The organism is Acinetobacter higginsii, from assembly GCF_000369845.1.
Lineage (GTDB): Bacteria > Pseudomonadota > Gammaproteobacteria > Pseudomonadales > Moraxellaceae > Acinetobacter > Acinetobacter higginsii.
This window is the reverse complement of sequence record NZ_KB850211.1, coordinates 424664-445332: the sequence shown is the minus strand read 5'-3', so window position 1 is coordinate 445332 and position 20669 is coordinate 424664. Positions and strand designations below refer to the sequence as shown.

The window sequence follows — 20669 nt, the reverse complement described above, 5'->3', positions numbered from 1 at the left end:
TTTATGTTCGATCATCGAACATTATCCAAGTAAAATAGTCATCTTTCGCTTAGAATGTTTTTATAAAGAACCCGTTTTAGCAAGGATGTCTAAATTATGGAAAATGATCAGGAAAAGAATCCGCGTTTGATTCATCATAACGAAAATAAAAAGACCATTCGGCATGAAGACTTTATTGCAGGAATCGCGAAAGGCTTAGCAATTTTGGAATGCTTTGGCCCCGAACGACATCGCTTGAATATGAGTACCGCCGCTGAAAAAACGGGCATGACCCGCGCGGCTGCACGACGCCATTTACTCACTTTAGAATACTTAGGCTATTTAGATTTTGATGGGCATTATTATTATTTATCGCCCAAGATTCTTAAATTTTCAGGGGCTTATCTCGATGGTTCCACACTGCCGAAAATATGTCAGCCTTTGTTAAATCTTTTAACCAATCAAACCTCGTTGATTTATTCGGTGATGGTTTTGGATGGTTATGAAGCGATTACCATTGCCCGTAGTGCAGCTCACCAACAGACCGATCGGGTCAATCCTTATGGCTTACATTTAGGCAATCGGCTCCCTGCACACGCAACTTCTGCTGGCAAAATTCTGCTTGCACATTTAACGCCAGAACAACAAAAACGATGGTTAGAAAAATACCCGTTAAAACGTCTAACCAAATATACCCATACTGAAACTGATCTATTTTTAGAATTACTGCATGAAATCAAAGAACAAGACTGGTGCTATTCCTGTGAAGAACATGAATTGGGGGTGCATGCTGTGGCCGTACCGATATATGATTCCAATGCAGCCGTTGTTGCGGCCTTAAATATCGTGTCTCCAACCATGCGCACCACCAAGGATTATTTAATTGCCCATATTTTACCTTTACTACAAGAAACGGCTCGCGATTTACGCCAAATCATTTAATCAGACAAAAAAAAGCCACATCTGGAAATGTGGCGAAAGGTGTATTGCTGCTACGGCTTATGTCCGTATCTTTAAATTAACCACCCTTGCTTAAATGAACATTAAAGTTTTTAACGATCATTATGTTTTGTGTCTCTGTATGTAAACAGGAATCAAGAAAATTGCTTTAACCAAACCCATAATTACCAACTCACATTGACACGTCGATTGGGTGCAAGACAACCGATCAATTGTTGATTATGCTGATCACCTGTACATTGCTGATATACATCAGTTTTACTATTGGCCTGTGTTTGAATACGATTTCCATCAATACCTTGAGCAACCAATAACTTCGCAACTGTATTGGCCCGCTGCGAAGACAAACGATAGTTGTAGGCGAACTTACCCAAAGGATCGGTAAAGCCTGCGACAATAATCGGAGTATTTGAACTTTCTACTTTTATTCTTTGAGCAATATCCGCAATCGAGGTTGTACCCGTCTCAATCGCGGTTTCATCAAAGCGATCAAAAGCAAAGAAGATACTGGCTGCCTTCGTTGCGGCTAGGGGAACGACGACAGGTTTCTCAGGTAATTGATTATTTTCCCCCCACGCAACCAAACCCTCACATGCTTCTCCTTTCCACGAAAGTCTTTCGGCAATATAGTGTTTATCAAAATCAACTCTTAGCTGACAACGTTGATATTTTTGTGTTTTGGGGATACGGATATCAAGTACATAATTCCATGTTTTAACAGAAAAAATCCCTTCACTAAATTGTGGATTTCCCAATAGATGACGAATTTGATCTTTGGTTAAACCCGTATCTAAACGTGCAACGCTGTCATATTCATAACGTTTCACTTGCTTTAGATAGCTTTTATCGACATTGGGAAAAGTGACTTCCTCCTGCTGAACCTGTTTCATATCATCGGCTTGTGCGTAGATTGAAGAAAACCCTATCGCCAACACGCTGATCATCAATAATGTATTTTTTCTCATTTCTTGCTCCAAATTCTTATAAATTTATGTTGGGAGAGTCTAGCTCTCCCTTTGTTCATTATTTTAATCAAGCACGGTGCTCACGCCGACACGCACCAACGCCCCACCTTGACTGCCAAGCGCAGCACCACTGGTGAGTGACCAACGACCATTATCTGCTGTTTTTCTGAGAGTCACACCTACAGCATTCTGATTATTATAATAACCAGCACCAACGGCTAAGGTGACTTTACCAGCTACATATGGGGCTTGTTCTAATGCTGCATTTGCAGCGATACCCGCAGACATTTTTTCTTCTAAATTGTCAATGCGCCCATTGGTTTCATAAAAGACTTGCTCGATTCGATCACCCAAGTTATTAATTTGATTGCCCATATTAATATTAGCTTGATTCAATGCACCAAGCGCATCTCCTACATTGTTATAGGATCCATTATTTACATTGTAGGTTGGTTCAGTAAATTTGCCATTTTCATACTTCGCACCGCCACCAAGTGAGTTGGTAATGTATTGGTTCGATGTATTCAATTGTGAACCATTCACCGCCTCTTTCGACGTGCTATTGACTGCTCCATCTGCAACATTGCTAATAACTTTGTTGCCAGCATTAATACCTGCTTTAGTAATCTGAACATCACCAACTGTTACATTATCCGCAGTTACTTTTTGCGAAGTAACGGTTTTAAAAGTGACATCATCAGTCGTTGCAACTTTGAACTCTTTACCACCGGAACTATTTACAGTTTCTGTTACCGTCATATTTTGACCTGCAACTACAGTAGAATGCTGTCCCGCTTTTTGGTTAATTGAGCTAATGGCATCATTGATGTTGGTCGCACCTGTTCCACCAATATTGGTAATGGTATTTCCATCGCCGCCAACAAATGCACCATCTCCCAACATGTCATGCAATTGACTACCATTCACAGCATCTTTACTGTTCTTAGCGATGCTACCCTCTGCAACGTTGGTAATTTTTTTATTACCAGCATCAATTCCACTTTGGGTGACACTCGGCCCATCTTTAATGGTTAGACCATTGTTATTAAGCGTGGTATTTCCTGCTTGAACACTATCCACCTTAATGTCTTTAGCCAAATCAACTGTGACATTATTGCCGCTATTATTGACCTTAATATTTCCATCTTTATTTGCAAAATCAACCGTATCTGTTGGTTTTACTTGGCTTGAATTTTGCCCATTGGTGGTTAAATTCCAACCTCTGCTCACCGTTTGCACAGTATTATTCACTGATTTAATCGCATCATGGATGGTACTTTCACCAGTGTTCCCGATATTGTTATTGATAAATGTGCCTGTGTTTGGATCATAAGTGGTTGTGCCACCAATGATGTTTTTCACGCCATCTCCAACTGCAAATAATTGACTGCCATTCACGGCATCAGTCGACGTCGCATTTACATCACCTTTGGCGACATTGGTGATCTTTTGATTGCCTGCACTGACTCCATTCTTACTGATGCTTGGGCTATTTGCGATTGCATTGCCACTACCATCCACAAAGCTAAGACCATTACTATTGATCAATGTTCCTGCTGCGTTGACACTATTCACTGCCAAGTCTTTGGAGAGTTCAATCGCAAGCTTACCTTGATCTACCTTCGTGGTGATGTTGCTGTCGGCGCCAACCACATCCACCGTTTGTCCCAGTTTCTTCTGAACTGAATTACCATCTGCCGCAGTTAAACCAAAGCCACTGTCTGTTAAGCCTGTCTGGATTTGTTTTAATTGCTCTTCCGTCGCTGCACGACCTTGAGTGGCAAAGTCCGCACTACTGATATCTTTATTGCTTAGACCTTCAAGTGTCCCTTTGCCTGCATCTAAAGTCAGGGTATTTGCCGTGTTCTTAACAACCACCTTACCTGCTTCGAGTTGCGTTTGAGTCGTTCCATTGTCAATAGTCACGCCCGTCTGACTCAGCACAGTTTTATTTGTTCCTGTACCTGCAGTGACCGTATCAATATTCAGGTCTTTGCTTAAACTAAAATCAATGGTGGTGGTGCCTTTGCCATCATTCACCGCAGTCGATTTAAGATTGCTTTCACCTGTGGCTAAGCCGATATCGACCGTATCCGTTGGCTTCACTTGTGTCGCAGCTAAGTTACTGTCTGATTTTACATTCCAGCCCTTGTTGGCATTCTGTGCAACATCACTGACTGACTTTAACTGTTCCTCGGTCGCGGCTTGTTTACTGTTATAAGTTGCGTTCGGGTCCCATGTGGTATTGGTCAAACCATTGATTCGACCTGTTACACCATTCACCGTTACAGGGTTGCTGCCTGCGCCTGATCCAATCGTGACTTGATTGGCGAGACGGATATCCACATTATTGCCTTGGTTGCTGATCACAAGGTTACTGTCTGCATTGGAAATATCTACAGTACCGTCAGGTGCAACATTGCTCTTACTTGCAGCATTATTATTGGTGGTGAGGTTCCAACCCTTATTGGCAATTTGCTGAACTTCATTCAATTGGCTGCCATTCACCGCATCAGTCGAAGTGGCATTCACATCACCTTTGGCGACATTGGTGATCTTTTGATTGCCTGCACTAATTCCGTTCTTGCTAATACTTGGACTATTCGCGATCGCATTGCCACTACCATCTACAAAGCTAAGACCATTGCTATTGATCAATGTGCCTGCTGCGTTGACACTATCGACTTTCAGATCTTTGCTTAAACTAAAATCAATGGTGGTAGTGCCTTTGCCATCATTCACCGCAGTCGATTTAAGATTGCTTTCACCTGTGGCTAAGCCGATATCGACCGTATCTGTCGGCTTCACTTGTGTCGCAGCTAAGTTACTGTCTGATTTTACATTCCAGCCCTTGTTGGCATTCTGTGCAACATCACTGACTGACTTTAACTGTTCCTCGGTCGCGGCTTGTTTACTGTTATAAGTTGCGTTCGGGTCCCATGTGGTATTGGTCAAGCCATTGATTCGACCTGTCACACCATTCACCGTTACAGGGTTGCTGCCTGCGCCTGATCCAATCGTGACTTGATTGGCTAAACGGATATCCACATTATTGCCTTGGTTGCTGATCACAAGGTTACTGTCTGCATTAGAAATATCTACAGTACCGTCAGGTGCAACATTGCTCTTGTTGGCCGCATTCTTATTGGTGGTGAGATTCCAACCTTTATTGGCAATTTGCTGAACTTCATTCAATTGACTGCCATTCACCGCATCAGTCGACGTCGCATTCACATCACCTTTCGCGACATTGGTGATCTTTTGATTGCCTGCACTGACTCCATTCTTACTGATGCTTGGGCTATTTGTGATTGCATTGCCACTGGCATCCACAAAGCTGAGGCCATTGCTATTGATCAATGTCCCCGCGGCATTGACGCTATTCACTGCCAAGTCTTTGGAGAGTTCAATCGCAAGCTTACCTTGATCCACCTTCGTGGTGATGTTGCTGTCGGCGCCAACCACATCCACCGTTTGTCCCAGTTTCTTCTGAACTGAATTACCATCTGCCGCAGTTAAACCAAAGCCACTGTCTGTTAAGCCTGTCTGGATTTGTTTTAATTGCTCTTCCGTCGCTGCACGACCTTGAGTGGCAAAGTCGGCACTGCTGATATCTTTATTGCTTAGACCTTCAAGTGTGCCTTTGCCTGCATCTAAAGTCAGGGTATTCGCTGTGTTCTTAACAACCACCTTACCCGCTTCGAGCTGCGTTTGAGTCGTTCCATTGTCAATATTTACGCCCGTCTGACTTAGTACGGTTTTATTTGTTCCCGTACCCGCAGTGACTGTATCAATATTCAAATCCTTGCTTAAACTAAAATCAATCGTGGTGGTGCCTTTGCCATCATTCACCGCAGTCGATTTAAGATTGCTTTCACCTGTGGCTAAGCCAATATCTACCGTATCTGTCGGCTTCACTTGTGTCGCAGCCAAGTTACTGTCTGATTTTACATTCCAGCCCTTGTTGGCGTTCTGTGCAACATCGCTGACTGACTTTAACTGCTCCTCGGTCGCGGCTTGTTTACTGTTATAAGTTGCATTCGGGTCCCATGTGGTATTGGTTAAACCATTGATTCGACCTGTCACACCATCCACCGTTACAGGGTTGCTGCCTGCGCCTGATCCAATCGTGACTTGATTGGCTAAACGGATATCTACATTATTGCCTTGGTTGCTGATCACAAGGTTACTGTCTGCATTGGAAATATCCACAGTACCGTCAGGTGCAACATTGCTCTTGCTTACTGCATTATTATTGGTGGTGAGATTCCAACCCTTATTGGCAATTTGCTGAACTTCATTCAATTGACTGCCATTCACAGCATCAGTCGAAGTCGCATTTACATCACCTTTGCCCACGTTGGTGATCTTTTGATTGCCCGCACTAATTCCGTTCTTGCTAATACTCGGGCTATTCGTGACTACATTGCCACTACCATCCACAAAGCTGAGGCCATTACTATTGATCAATGTGCCTGCTGCGTTAACACTATCGACGTTCAGATCTTTGGCTAATTTAACCGTGAGCTTGTTATTTCCATCAGCCACAACACCAATATTGTTATCTGTCAATTTGCTCGCATCTGTTACGCCACCAACGACATTTAGTGTTTCTCCAAGTTTACGCTGTACATTGGCACCGCTATCTGCTTGAAAGGTCAGTGCTGTATTGGCTAAATCTTCAATTGCAGTATTAGTTTGATGCAACTGACTACCATTAATCGCATCCGTACTGGTAGAGCTGATTCGACCTGCTGCGACATTGACGATGGTACGTTCATTCCCTGCACTGCCCACACTTACACTTGAAGAATTGGTAGGTGTACCAGCAAAATTATAGGTCTTGCCATTAATTACCGTACTGGTTGTTTGTACATAATCGGCAGATTGCGAACCATTACCAAGGGCAACAGCATTGTTATGATTAACAACTGTATTTGCACCTATGGCAGTCGCACCTTCGGCTGTTGCCTGTGCATTGGTACCTTGAGCAATGGTATTGGTATTTAACGCTTTGGCATTGAAACCTTGTGAAATTGCTGCGCTGCCTGTCGCCAAAGCATTTGCACCAATCGCAGTGGCATTATCTGCAATAGCTTGTGCATTGTTCCCTTGTGCAATGGAGTTAAGATTTAATGCCTTAGCTGAAACACCTTGCGCCAACGCATTTTCCCCGTCTGCTTTGGCTTGTTTACCTAAAGCAACTCCATTTGCTCCAGTCGTCTGTGCATCTAGACCAATCGCAATTGCATCTTTCGCCTCAACTTTGCTGTTTTTACCCACGGCAATGGTATTTTCCTCAGTCGCTCGAGCCGTATTCCCTAGAGCAATTGCACTTTGAATTTGAGCAAAACTATCTGTACCAATGGCAATCGTATTTGAATTGAGATTGTTGTCAATTTCATCTTTGGTCGGATTGGCTTTCCCTGAAATAGAGTTATTTCCTAGTGCAATTGCATTGGTTGCATAACTTGTGGCTTGTGTTCCTGTTGCAATTGAGTCACGAGCATTAGCATTGGCTTGTTTACCAGTCGCCAGCGCATTGGTTCCAGATGCCGATGCTTGCGTACCTAAAGCCAGTGCATCTGTGCTTGAGGAACGACTGCTGACCCCAACGGCAAGCGCCCGATCGGCACTGGCTCGAGCATCATAGCCTTGCGCAATACTTTCCTCTCCTCGTGCAATGGTTTCTTTACCAATCGCAATCCCTTTACTGTTAGTCACCAGTGCATTTGTCCCTATTGCAACCGCATCATTGACTTTATCATTGCTGGTTTGTGGCTCTGATTTCGCATCTTTACCAATGACAATACTATTTTCACCACGGCTGATCGCATGCTGACCAATCGCAACACCTGCTGCATCATATGCAATCGTTCCTGTTGAACCAATCGTGGTCGCATTATCACCAAGAGCATAGACCTGCGAACCTATTGCCGTACTATTTTTATTCTGGGCAATGGCTTCAGGCCCAATTGCAACCGCATCTACCCCAGAAGCACCTTCATTATTTTTGTTACCAATCGCCTCAGATTTAACACTGATATATTTGACTCGGCTTGCCTCAACGGCTTCTTGCATTTGAGCCAGATTCACCGCATCTGTACCCACTTTACCTGGTGCCAAACCACTAATTACCGTATTGGGTCTTAGATTAATTTGCTTAGAGGTTGCATCTGTATAAGTCACAGCATTATCAATACTTGGCAGTACAGCGCCACTTGAGATTGCACCTAAAGCATCGACCACTGTATTGTATTTATATTCCTTGCCATTATTATCTTTTAAGGTAATTTGCGAATAATTACCGTTGTTATCTACGCTAACATCGCCACCAATTAAATTACCTACTTTTTCTTGAGCAATTTTCAACTGTCTCACGTTAACTGCATCATAACCTTCTGCACCATCATCCACATGGGCGATTCGACGTTTAAATGCAGCTACGCCGCCTGAACCATCGGAACCCACTGAGATGACACCCTGATTACTGGTTTTAGATGAGGTCAAATAACCTGTTTGTGTTTCGGCTAAATCTTTTGAAGCGACTGAGTTAGAACCTAATGCGATACTATTGTCTTTAGACCACGCATTAATCCCGACAGCAACACCATTATCTGCATTTTTCTTGGTTCCTGTACCCGAGCCGTCATCAATCCCTTCTACTTTTGAAGCAGCCCCAATTGCAACCGCACCTTGATTGTCTGCACTTGCTAAATAACCAACAGCAACAGCCGCTTGACCTGAAATGGAACGTCCACCAATCGCTGTGGTATGGTCCGTTTCTTTGGCATTTTGATTGGATAAATAACCAATACTGACATTTTCCTCGCCCGCGGAAGCCTGACCCGATTTCGAACCAATCGCAATATTATAATTTCCCGATGTACCATTGGATGCTTCTAAACCAATGGCGATATTTTCATTGCCTTTGATGTTTTGTCCTGCATTGGTACCAATTGCAATATGGTTTTGATTGCTATTTCCTGCATTATTGACCGTACCCACACCTGCATTTGCACCTAAAGAAATGGCGCTGGTACTATTCGCCTGAGCGCCTGAACCCAGTGCAGTAGAATTTGCTCCACTCGCAATTGCACTATCTCCCAAGGCTATTGCTGAACCTGAAGCTGCTTTAGCTCCTTGACCAATAGCGGTGGCATTCGATGCAGAAGCTTCTGCACCAGCCCCTAATGCAGTCGCATTCTCGGCACTTGAAATTGAGTTAGAACCTATAGAAACGGCATTTTTGGTGCTGGTACCACTAATTTTTGCAGCATCACCAATCGCAATCGAACTGGTAATTTCCATCGTATCCGTCGTCGCTGCCTGCCCAATCACGGTATTTTTATTGCCTAGTGCTTTAGTGTCTTTACCAATCGCAATTGACTCTATGCCATCGATAGCAGGTGTACCCGCAACGGTTGCTGTTCCGACAACGGCATTATTACCAATCGCCACCGCATCTTTAGCCGCTATATTGGTCACAGCCTTTGGCCCTACCGCCACTGAGTCGGTACCATCAGCAACAGAATCATCTAAAACTGAAGTTGCATGGAAATATTTAGCGCGTTCAATCCCTGCATTTAATAAGTCTTGTTCAACTTTATACAGTTGATCACCAGTCACAACTTCCTTAGATCCAGAACCGACAGTGGCATTTTTAGTCACTGTAATTTGGCCATTATCGATCACAACCCCATCGACTGTAACTTTGTCAAAACTAACCTCTGGCTTTGTCGCAACAGTCAGATTATTTCCTGATCGGGTAATCGCAATATTTGCACCATCTGAAAACTGAACTGTATCAGAAGATTTTACTGATGTTGCAGCATCACCATTTGCTTGAATTTTCCAGGTTTGATTCGATATTCCTCCAACTGATGACTGTAAATTTGCAATATCTCCTTCATTCACCGTGACTCGATTAGCTAGTGAGGAAATATCACCTGTGTTTTTAGATACACTCGAGTTTATTGACGAAATATCACCTGTATTTTTCGAAACACTAGAATTTAATGATGAAATATCTGAGCTATTTTGACTGACTTTATTATCAACAGTTTTTAATTGCCCAAAGGTTGCAGCATCATCATTATTCACCCCATCACTCAATCCAGAGATTTTATTGCTTGTACTATCAACCACCACCGTCCCCACGGTGACATTCTTAAAAGCAACATTATCCGATGTAGAAATTGTGTGCTTTATATTCAACGGATCACTATTATCTGTAACGACTTGTATATTATTTCCCTGAATTACCTCATCTGCATAACTTGCGCCAATCCCTACACTAAAATTAACCAGTATGACAGCAGCTGAAACCTTAATTGTCTTTGATTTTACTCTGGATTTAGCCAGCTCAGATACCGCTACCCAAACACCAGTTGAAGCATTCCACACCAGCTTATAGACTTTATTCATGATTATTTCACCTTATCGTTTATGTATGTTTTTAAAGTGTTTATTTTGAATAAAATATAAACGGAAACTTATTCAACCCTTGGTAACTTAGAGTAACTCTTTATTTATACTTTGTTTTTTAAATGTAATTTACAAAAATACAACTTACTTTAATATTATTTTAAACCTGATTAATAATTACAATTCAAAATAACATTTTTCATTAAAAATCATAATATTAAATATTTATTATAAAAAATTAATTATTATTTAAAATTTATTAAAAAAACATAAAACACTAGTAAATACTTAGATTCCAATTTGTTTATTTGTGTAACTTTATTTTTATCTTTAGTTAAAATATATTTTTATATAACAACACTTTGAAAAAAAATTTAGATTTTATAACAACTTAGACTTTAGAAATATAAAAACACAATAAAATCAATAGATTTGCACAGAATCGCTCTGAGGCGTATTTTAAAAAAACATGAAAAATAAATAAATTTCAAACCTAAAGATAGATCGAATAAGAAAAGTGAGATCGAAAAATGATTGAATGGTTACAAGGCGAATTAAAACATAGCCCAGAAATATTATTGTTCTTATCCTTAGCAATAGGTTTCTGGATCGGTCAGTTTCAATTCGGAAAATTTCAGTTCGGTGGTGTAGCAGGTTCCCTACTTGTTGCAGTCGTACTCAGTCTCATTGGTGTTCCCGTCGATAATGGGGTCAAAGCCATTCTATTTGCATTATTTATTTATGCAGTTGGTTTTGAAAGTGGCCCACAGTTCTTCAAATCATTGGGTCCACAATCGATAAAAGAAATCCTATTAGCAGTCTTCATGGCAGTCAGCGGCTTAATCACAGTCTTGGTCATGGCAAAGTTATTCCATTTAGACAAAGGTTTAGCCGCAGGACTCGCTGCTGGTGGAATGACCCAATCTGCAATTATTGGGACTGCAGGTGATGCGATTTCTCGACTCGACCTGCCCTTGGCTGAGATTCAAAAACTACAGGCCAATGTCGCAATCGGATATGCCGTCACTTATATTTTTGGTTCATTGGGTGCCATCATTGTCTGTGTGAATATTCTGCCTAAATTTATGGGCAAAGAAATTCATGATGATGCTTTGAAAGCCCAATCTGAACGCCTCAAAGGTGCTTTTGAATTAGCGCCTGGTCAAGAACTGGCGATGCCTGAAATTGTCGGACGCATTTATAAAGTCAAACATGCCAGTGGACAAACTGTTGCAGAACTTGAATCCAAACAAAGTAGCATTACCATTGAGCGCTTAAAGCGTAAAGATCAATTGATTGATGTTGCACCAGAACTAACTTTACAAACAGATGATGTGATATTGCTGGTCGGCCGTCGTGCCAGTGTTGTTGCTATTTCAGACCAAATTGGTACTGAGCTGCAGTCTTCACAAGGTATGGAAATGATTATGGATACGACCGATGTCATCCTAAGAAATTCCAAGTATATCAATCGTAGTCTCGGCGATATCAAAGGCAATACGCCTGCCTATTTAAAGCATGGGATTTACGTGCTGGCGATTAAACGTAACGATGAAACGCAGAGCTTGAGTGATGACACTGTTTTACATCAAGGGGATGTTATTACGGTTTATGGCACTAAAAGTGATCTGGATCGTTTAGTCAAAGAAGCAGGTACAGCACTGCCAGAAAGCTTAAAAACCGACTGGATTTTCCACGGCGCAGGCTTGGTCGTTGGCTTATTAATTGGTCTGTTTGTAGTCCGTATTGGTGATGTCCCTCTAACACTTGGTGCAGGTGGTGGTGCGTTACTGTCAGGTCTTCTGTTTGGTTGGTTGCGCAGCCGTAATCAAGTCCATGGCAACATGCCTTTAGCCGCATCGCAACTCCTGAAAGATTTGGGTCTTGCAGGATTCGTAGCTGCGGTTGGCTTGCAATCTGGCTTACAAGCCATCCAAACCATTAAAGACAGTGGTCTGTCCTTATTTATGATCGGTGTGGTGGTCACATTAGTTCCTCTGATTCTTTCCATGCTTTTTGCACGTTATGTGCTGCGTTATGACAACGTTGCCGTTATGGCAGGCGCCTTGTCTGGTTCTCGTAGTGCCAACCCTGCCTTTGGTGCAATTTTAGATAAAGCTGGAAACTCAATTCCGACCGTGCCTTTTGCAATTACCTATGCCTTGGCAAACGTATTCTTAACTCTGCTTGGCCCACTGATTGTTGGCCTTGCTTAAATCCATATTCAAAATTTTATTGCCGTCACTATAATTAAGGAGACTTCCCATGGGGAACGTTGATTATTCAAAATACTCAAAACTTAGCCCATTCGAACTAAAAGACAATTTAATTGAGCTTGCCCAAAGCAAAACAGACAGGATGATGCTAAATGCAGGCCGCGGAAATCCGAACTTTTTAGCCACGATTCCGCGTCGGGCATTCTTCCAATTGGGGCTATTTTCAACAACGGAATCAGAGTTTTCGTTCTCTTATATGCCAGAAGGCTTAGGCGGCTTCCCTCGCCCAGTTGGTCTGCAATCTCGCTTCGATAACTTCATTATGCACAATCGGGATAAACCCGGTGTAGTATTTTTAGGCAAAGCCATTTCCTATGTCCGAGATCAGCTCGGTTTAGATCCAGATGCTTTTTTACTGGAAATGGTTGAGGGAATTTTAGGTTGTAACTACCCTGTCCCTGACCGCATGCTACATATCAGTGAATCGATTATCAAAGAATATATCCTACGTGAAATGGGCGTCCAAGGCATGCCGAAAGAAGGCTTAGACTTGTTTGCGGTCGAAGGTGGAACCGCAGCAATGGCCTATATTTTTAACTCCTTAAAAGAGAATAAAATTATTGCCAATGGCGATCGTATCGCGATTGGTGCACCTATTTTCACACCATATTTGGAAATTCCAAAACTAAATGACTATCAACTTGAAGAAGTCCTGATCGAGGCCGATCCAAAACTCGGATGGCAATACCCTGAATCTGAATTGCGGAAACTGGAAGACCCATCGATTAAAGCCTTCTTTCTGGTGAATCCAAGTAACCCGCCCTCAGTAAAACTCAGCGATGAAGGTTTGGCGATATTGGCTGATATCGTGAAAAAACGACCTGACCTGATTATTTTGACCGATGATGTGTACGGTACTTTTGCAGACAATTTCAAATCACTATTTGCAATCTGTCCAGACAATACCATCTTGGTGTATTCATTCTCGAAATATTTTGGAGCAACTGGGTGGAGACTCGGGGTCATTGCCCTTTCCAACAATAATATTCTGGATCAAAAACTGGCTGCACTGTCTAAAAAAGACAAGAAGGAACTGGAAGAACGCTATTCTTCTTTAACCACTGATCCAGCCAAGATCAAATTTATTGATCGTCTGGTCGCAGATAGTCGCAATGTAGCACTGAACCACACCGCAGGTCTTTCTACACCTCAACAAGTGCAAATGGTACTGTTTGCCCTATTCAATATGATGGATTCGCAACAGAACTATAAGAAGGCGGTTAAATCTGTAGTGCGCGAACGTGATGCTGCGCTGTATCGACAATTAGGAGTTGAAGTTCCAGCAGATCCAAACTCAGTCGATTACTATACCTTGGTCAACTTGGAAAATACCTCTCGAACACTTTATGGAGACGAGTTTGCAGATTGGGTCATGAAGAATAAGAACCCAACCGAATTATTATTCCGCGTTGCTGATGAAACAGGTGTGGTACTGTTACCAGGTTCAGGCTTTGGGGTACAGCACCCTTCTGCACGTGCGTCATTGGCCAACCTGAATGAATACCAATATGCTGCCATTGGGGATTCCTTAAGACGCTTTGCCGAAGAATCTTATCAAGAATACTTAAAAACCAAGAAAGGCAAAAAATAAATCTGAATCAATGTTCCTGATCAATAAAAAAGCAGCTTAGGCTGCTTTTTTATATTTTTAAACTCAAAACTTTAAATTAAAGATCAAGTACCAGTTTTTTGCCTTTTGCACGCGATACACAAATCATCATCGACTGCTGTGAGGCTTTTTCATCATCACTCAGATACTGATCGAAATGCTCTGCCTCACCTTCCAGAATCATGGTTTCACAAGTCCCACACACCCCTTCACGACATAAACACTCCACATCAATGTTGAGGAGTTCAATCGCTTGCAAGATCGTCTGGTTCCCTTGAACTTCCACTTGCTGATTGGATTTCGCCAGAACAACCGTAAATGCTTCACCTTCCTCTGGTACGGTAGATGCAAATTGCTCCCAGTGAATATATTCATCGCGGTAACGATGGTAATTACAACGATCAATCACTGCATCAATCATCGGTTTAGGCCCACACACATAGACGTGCGTACCTTTGGGTTGAGCGCCAATCAACTGATCGAGATCAAGATATTTTCCATCTGAATCAATATAGCTAACAATATGTTCGCCATGCTTTTGCTTGAGTTCATCTAACAATGCAGCATGTTCTGGCGAACGGTAGGCATAATGCAATTCAAAGTCGGCACCACGTGCAGCCAACTCATCCATTTGTGGTACAAACGGTGTAATCCCAATCCCGCCTGCAATTAAAATATGTTTCTCACCATCTGCCGCCAATGGAAACAAATTCTTCGGTTCAGAAATCAGAATTTCACAGCCTTCATTGCACTGATCATGCATAAAGACTGAACCACCTTTACCTTCAATATCTTTACGGACACAGACTTGGTAAGTCGATAGATCATGAGCACAGCTCATCAATGAATAGGCATTGGACAGTTGATCATTCATTTTCACAATGATATGACTGCCACCATTGAATTGAGGGAAATTTTGTCCGTCCTGACGTTTAAATGTAAACCGTTTGATCAGTGGAGTCAGTTGCTCTACGCGTGTGACCACCGATGCAAACATTTCATAATGACTAGCCATGTCTAAATCCTCTTTACCGCATGCTGCTCATCTAAGCATTTTCTAATTTTAACTGCATATTGCCTGTTGACCCTCGATGAAGAGAGTCCCAACAGGCATTGTTGCTATAATCCTAAACACATATATTTAATAGTCATAAATTCTTCCAAACCATATTTAGAACCTTCACGCCCCACACCAGATTGTTTAACGCCACCAAATGGCACGACTTCATTGGAAATCGCGGTTGAATTCATCCCAACCATGCCATATTCCAGCTGTTCAGCCACACGCCAGATCCGTGAAATGTTTTCGCTATAAACATAGGCCGCTAAACCAAAAATCGTATCATTGGCTTGCGCGACCACATCGGCTTCATCTGTAAAGCGAATCAAAGGCGCGACTGGGCCAAAGATTTCTTCCTGAACAATTTCCATATCACGCGATACGTCGGTTAACACGGTCGGTTCAAAGAAGGTTTGTCCAAGTGCATGTTGTTTACCACCGCACGCCACTTGCGCACCTTTGCCACAGGCATCATCAATTAACTGTTGAGCTTTAAGCACGGCCTTGTCATTGATTAACGGTCCAATCTGTACATTCTGTTCCAAACCATTACCAATTTTGAATTTCTGTACTTCTTGTACAAACTTCTCGGTAAATGCCTGATAAATTTTGTCATGTACATAAATTCGATTGGCACAGACACAGGTTTGTCCTGCATTACGGAACTTGGCAAAGATTGCACCTTGAACCGCTTTATCCAGATCAGCATCATCAAAAATGATGAGTGGTGCGTTGCCACCCAATTCAAGTGCCAGTTTTTTGATGGTATCTGAACATTGCTGCATCAATAAACGACCGACAGGCGTAGAACCTGTAAAAGTCAGTTTTTTGACTTTTTCATGGCTGGTAAATACCGAACCAATTTCTTGCGATTTGCCTGTAACCACATTGATGACACCTGCTGGAATACCTGCCATTTCTGCCAGCTTGGCAATCGCAAGTGCACAATACGGCGTTTCATTGGCAGGTTTGATCACAATGGTGCAACCCGCCGCCAAAGCAGGCGCCGCTTTGCGGGTAATCATCGCAATCGGGAAATTCCACGGCGTAATTGCAGCAACCACCCCAACAGGTTCTTTGGTCACAATAAAACGCTGTTGGCTATTGGTGGTCGGAATCACATCGCCATAAACGCGTTTGCCTTCTTCCGCAAACCATTGAATAAATGAAGCCGCATATTTCACTTCACCCAATGCTTCAGCTAAAGGTTTCCCCTGCTCAATGGTCATGATCCGTGCCAGTTCATCAGCATGACTCAAAACCAGTTGATGCCAAGCCAATAACAGATCTGCACGTTTTTGTGCCGTTAATCCTTTCCACGATGCTAAAGCCTGATATGCCACTTCAACCGCTTCAGTGGCTTCCGCAGCACCCATATTCGGAATCAAGCCAATTTCTTCTCCTGTTGCAGGATTGGTCACAGGAATGGTGGCATTGGTTTGCGCATTGACCCACTGGCCATTAATCAATCCGCGTTGTTGAAATAATTGACTTCCTTGCAAACTTGACATGTCATGATCCTATCGATTGAAAGCAAGGTACGGTCTTTCACCGTACCCTTAATGAGCCTGAAACAAAATTACTTGTGGTACTGTGCAACAAGATTCTGGAAATACGCGATACCATGCTCACTGATGCCTGAACGTTGCTTATCGGTCATGATACGGCCCTGACCGCGATAACCCCGTGATTTCAAGCCACGTTGTACACTTTCAACCAGTTCAAGGTCTTCAGGACGGAAGACATTGCGATACCATTCGATCAGGTCTTTCTGATCTTGAGTCAACTCTTCATTGGTAAAGAAAATATCGTAGTGCTGCAAAGTGGTTTCCGCATCCATCGGAAACTCATAGATCACAGTCATGAAGTTTGCACCGGGTGGCACGTTAAACATGGTGCAAGGCCATGTCCAGAAACCGCTAAATGTCGGGTCTTTGACTGATGGATCAAGCTTGAAGGATTTCTCTGAAGAACGTGCATAACCATATTGCAGCGTCCAGTTTTGATGGGTGGTATGCCAGTATTTATCCACCTGTACTGAATCAGCAAAACCTGGGTGTGCTGGACCACAGTGATAACATTCTAAATAGTTATCCACGATTACTTTCCAATTCGCAGGCGTTTCCGTTACAAAACGCGCAGCCAGTTTCAAGTCTTTGATCACAGCACAAGCTTCATTGAGTTTCTGTGCAAATTCAGGCAATTGATCTTCAACACAAGTGGCATTTTCATCCATATTGATAAAGACAAAACCACCATATTCTTCAACTTTTAACGGCACCATGCTTGAGTTTTGCTTGTCGAAAGACTCAACATGATCACAGTTACGCGCCAATGCCAAACTACCATCCAGCTTAAATGTCCATGCATGATACGGACAGGTAATGACATTTTTCGCTTTGCCACTACCACTTAACAACTCATGACCACGATGCGGGCAGACATTATAAAATGCACGTAATACGCTGTCTTTGCCGCGAATCACGATAATATTTTCACCAATCACCTTACGGGTAATATAGTCATTGGCTTGGGCAACTTCACTGCCATGTGCCACGCAAATCCAGCTTTTCGCAAAAATTTCTTCTTTTTCACGCTCAAATACCTGAGATGAGGTATAGAACACTTTTGGAAATGTCCACGCCATATTTGGGTTTGAACAGAAATCTTCTGGTAATTTTTCAACTGCATTCATGGTTTTACTCCATTAAACTCTTTTGTCCTAACGACCGTTTTATCAAAATTGGCTGATGTTCAAATCACTTGAACATTTGCTTTAACGAACTCAGCATGTGCTGATATAAATCCTGCACCACAGGACAATCACGTACTAAACGTAAACTGCCATGCAGTAATCCTTTGCCGAGATAAAACTCGGCGGCAATATTGGCTTGTTTTAACTGGTCCACAAAAATACGCCCGTCGTCACTCAGTGGATCGTATTCAGCCACCGCAACAAAACTGCGCGGCATGTCAGAAAAATCCTGTGCATTTAATGGCGCTAAACGTGTATCTTTCCAGTCATTTGCATTCGGTGCATATTCCTTCAGGTAATAATGCATTTCCTCGAGCGTCAATAACGGCGCCCGTGCGTGCTGCTGACAAGACACGGTATCAAAACTACTGCCCAAACATGGATAGATCAAAGCCAAACCACAAGCCTGCTTGCCTGTATGTTGTAATTCAACCGCCAGTGCCGCGGCTAAATTGCCGCCTGCACTGTCGCCAGCTAACACCAGCTGCGTTGGATCAATGTTCCAGTCTGCGCCATGCGCGCGGAGCCAGTGATAGACCGTTTCACAGTCGTCATAAGCGGCTGGAAAATGATGTTCGGGCACCAAACGATAATCCACACTCAGTACGGCAACATTCAGATCACGACATAAATAGCGGGTGATAAATTCATGTGAATCTAGATTCCCCACCATCCAGCCTCCACCATGCAGATACAGCACACAAGGCCAACCTTCTGCGGGTGCTTGGCCCAATGGTGAATACAACCGAACATTGACGGGATGAGTGGCATGCGTAACGGTTTTATCTTCAATATGGACTGACCCATCGCGTGGCAAGGTGTAATGCATGCACATTGCATCATAGGCTGCACGTATTGAATCAATATCGTTATCAGCGGCTGAGTAAATGCTGCTCCAGTACACCAGACTTTGCATTTCTTCACTTAACGCATAGTGCATGTTCGGTTGTGCTGTCATGACAATTCCTTTTGACTGCTTTTATGTGCCAGTGCGGTTGCCGCAATATCAATCTGCATCTGTTGATTTGGGTCAGTATGCTCAAGCGCGTCCAAGTCACTAAAGCTACTCTGTTCAATCAAATGCGATGGCACTTTGGAATAATCCTCAATCAACCATTTCACCAAGCCATAGGTCTGTATCAAAATAATCACAATAAACGGTAAGGCAGTCACAATGGTGGCCGTTTTCATGGTGTCTAACGGCGCCTTAGAGAAAATCATCGCAATCGGCACTAGGGTTAACATCAGACACCAAAACAAACGCGCATTCGGAGATGGGTCTTGCCCTTCACTTAAACCACGGGTACAGGTTGCAGAAACCGCATAGCCCACCGCATCCATGTGTGCTGCAAGGAAAATCACCATAATGCCAAGGAACAACCACATCATCAGTTTGCCCATTGGCAATAAACCGAGCAGTTGACCAATCGCTACTTCACCGCCCTGTTGGCTCAAGATTTGCGGCACATTGACCATGCCGTGAATAAAGCTGTGAACACTGTAATTTTCAAATACCCCAAAGATGAACCATAAACCAACACTACCGCCGATGACCATGGCAAGAATCACTTCTTTAATGGTGCGTCCTTTAGATACACGGGTCACAAACAACGCTACACCCGGTGCATAAGAAATCCACCATAACCAATAGAACACCGTCCATTCACGGGTAAATTTTCCATCGCCCATCGGGTCGGTAAACAGACTCATATCGACAAAGTTAGTCGCCATCAGACCAAAACTCATCAATGAATTATTCATAATGAATTGGGTTGGTCCAAAGCACAGCACATAGATCGCAAACAGCACCACGCCCAAACACACCATATGACTCAAACGTTGCATGCCTTTATCCATACCGACATAAGAGCTCAGTGCGAATAGAATGGATACCGCCAAGATAATAATCACCTTGGTCATAAAGGTATTCGGGATACCCGTCAGCTGCGACAGAATGTTGGTAAAAGTGACCGCAGTCAAAACCAGTGAAATGGTCAGGGCGCCAAACATACACAGTAAGAACATCAGGTCGACCACACGTCCAACAGGTCCTGTCGCTTTAAAGCCAGTGACCGCTTCCACCATTGACGCTAAGCTCAAGCCTTTATTCTTTCTGACATGGTAGCTATAGCACAGTGAAATCGATGCCAAAGCATAGATCGACCATGCACTCAAACCAGAGTGAAAGAAGGAATAGGCCACGCTATATTTCAGTGCTTCAGCCGACTCAGGGGCTAAATTCAAACCCGGCGTTTGATAATAATAAGCCCAGTCTAGAAAGCCCCAGTACAAGGTAGATGACCCAATCCCCGACAATATGAACATGAAAATCCATGACATGGTGCTGTATTGGGGCTTACCTTCGCCGAGCTTGATTTTGCCATATTTACTAAAGGCCAAACCGAAGGTAAAAATAATTGATAAAAAAGCAAATAACAGGACTGGCGTGGTAAACACCGACGTAGTCCACTGCATCCATTTTGCAGCCAGTTGTATTGATTCAGATGAGTAGATTGCCAGACCAGCCACCGAAGTAAATACAACGGCAAGACTGGTGATCGCAAGCGTCTTATCTGTGTAAGGCTTTGTAATTTGATTATCCATATCTATTCAATCCATCTCGGATAGTGACTATTCC

The 20669-nt window shown here is 42.9% G+C and carries 10 protein-coding genes; 3 read left to right on the top strand and 7 right to left on the bottom strand.

Annotation, left to right across the window (positions count from 1 at the left end):
- The first annotated feature begins 96 nt into the window (after nt 1-96).
- The gene (gene pcaU / locus F885_RS17805) at nt 97-921 is read left to right on the top strand and encodes an IclR family transcriptional regulator PcaU (RefSeq protein ID WP_005312897.1); all 825 of its coding nucleotides are present in this window, start codon (nt 97-99) and stop codon (nt 919-921) included.
- Nucleotides 922-1103: 182 nt separating this feature from the next.
- Here pcaU and tpgA read toward each other — a convergent pair whose 3' ends face one another.
- A complete protein-coding gene (gene tpgA / locus F885_RS17810) occupies nt 1104-1904 on the bottom strand; it encodes a trimeric autotransporter adhesin/peptidogylcan-associated protein TpgA (protein WP_005312895.1) in 801 nt (266 codons plus the stop codon).
- 63 nt (nt 1905-1967) lie between these two features.
- Complete coding sequence (locus F885_RS21145; RefSeq protein WP_005312893.1) at nt 1968-10331, bottom strand: ESPR-type extended signal peptide-containing protein; 8364 nt, start codon at nt 10329-10331, stop codon at nt 1968-1970.
- 530 nt (nt 10332-10861) lie between these two features.
- Between F885_RS21145 and aspT the strand changes: the two genes are divergently transcribed.
- Nucleotides 10862-12547, top strand: coding sequence for an aspartate-alanine antiporter (gene aspT / locus F885_RS17820; RefSeq protein ID WP_005312891.1), 1686 nt, complete (start codon nt 10862-10864; stop codon nt 12545-12547).
- A 49-nt stretch (nt 12548-12596) separates the two neighbouring features.
- Nucleotides 12597-14198: a bifunctional aspartate transaminase/aspartate 4-decarboxylase gene (locus F885_RS17825; protein WP_005312889.1), complete on the top strand. Its 1602-nt coding sequence runs from the start codon at nt 12597-12599 to the stop codon at nt 14196-14198.
- Nucleotides 14199-14274: 76 nt separating this feature from the next.
- On the opposite strand, the gene cntB is transcribed toward F885_RS17825, so the two are convergent.
- The 5 genes from cntB to F885_RS17850 all read right to left on the bottom strand — a co-directional run bounded on the left by cntB (nt 14275) and on the right by F885_RS17850 (nt 20641).
- Nucleotides 14275-15231: a carnitine monooxygenase, reductase subunit CntB gene (gene cntB, locus F885_RS17830; protein WP_005312886.1), complete on the bottom strand. Its 957-nt coding sequence runs from the start codon at nt 15229-15231 to the stop codon at nt 14275-14277.
- 104 nt (nt 15232-15335) lie between these two features.
- Complete coding sequence (locus tag F885_RS17835; RefSeq protein WP_005312883.1) at nt 15336-16787, bottom strand: NAD-dependent succinate-semialdehyde dehydrogenase; 1452 nt, start codon at nt 16785-16787, stop codon at nt 15336-15338.
- Nucleotides 16788-16855: 68 nt separating this feature from the next.
- The gene (gene cntA / locus F885_RS17840; protein WP_005312881.1) at nt 16856-17971 is read right to left on the bottom strand and encodes a carnitine monooxygenase subunit alpha; all 1116 of its coding nucleotides are present in this window, start codon (nt 17969-17971) and stop codon (nt 16856-16858) included.
- Nucleotides 17972-18035: 64 nt separating this feature from the next.
- Nucleotides 18036-18989: an alpha/beta hydrolase gene (locus F885_RS17845; RefSeq protein ID WP_005312878.1), complete on the bottom strand. Its 954-nt coding sequence runs from the start codon at nt 18987-18989 to the stop codon at nt 18036-18038.
- Nucleotides 18986-20641: a BCCT family transporter gene (locus F885_RS17850; protein ID WP_171068188.1), complete on the bottom strand. Its 1656-nt coding sequence runs from the start codon at nt 20639-20641 to the stop codon at nt 18986-18988. The genes F885_RS17845 and F885_RS17850 overlap by 4 nt, the downstream gene beginning before the upstream one ends.
- Nucleotides 20642-20669 lie beyond the last annotated feature (28 nt).

Excerpts from the sequence above, each read along its gene's own strand:
- cntB (WP_005312886.1), bottom strand. The coding sequence starts at position 15,231 with ATGGCTAGTCATTATGAAATGTTTGCATCGGTGGTCACACGCGTAGAG.
- F885_RS17845 (WP_005312878.1), bottom strand. The coding sequence starts at position 18,989 with ATGACAGCACAACCGAACATGCACTATGCGTTAAGTGAAGAAATGCAA.
- pcaU (WP_005312897.1), top strand. The coding sequence starts at position 97 with ATGGAAAATGATCAGGAAAAGAATCCGCGTTTGATTCATCATAACGAA.
- cntA (WP_005312881.1), bottom strand. The coding sequence starts at position 17,971 with ATGAATGCAGTTGAAAAATTACCAGAAGATTTCTGTTCAAACCCAAAT.
- tpgA (WP_005312895.1), bottom strand. The coding sequence starts at position 1,904 with ATGAGAAAAAATACATTATTGATGATCAGCGTGTTGGCGATAGGGTTT.
- F885_RS17835 (WP_005312883.1), bottom strand. The coding sequence starts at position 16,787 with ATGTCAAGTTTGCAAGGAAGTCAATTATTTCAACAACGCGGATTGATT.
- aspT (WP_005312891.1), top strand. The coding sequence starts at position 10,862 with ATGATTGAATGGTTACAAGGCGAATTAAAACATAGCCCAGAAATATTA.
- F885_RS17825 (WP_005312889.1), top strand. The coding sequence starts at position 12,597 with ATGGGGAACGTTGATTATTCAAAATACTCAAAACTTAGCCCATTCGAA.
- F885_RS21145 (WP_005312893.1), bottom strand. The coding sequence starts at position 10,331 with ATGAATAAAGTCTATAAGCTGGTGTGGAATGCTTCAACTGGTGTTTGG.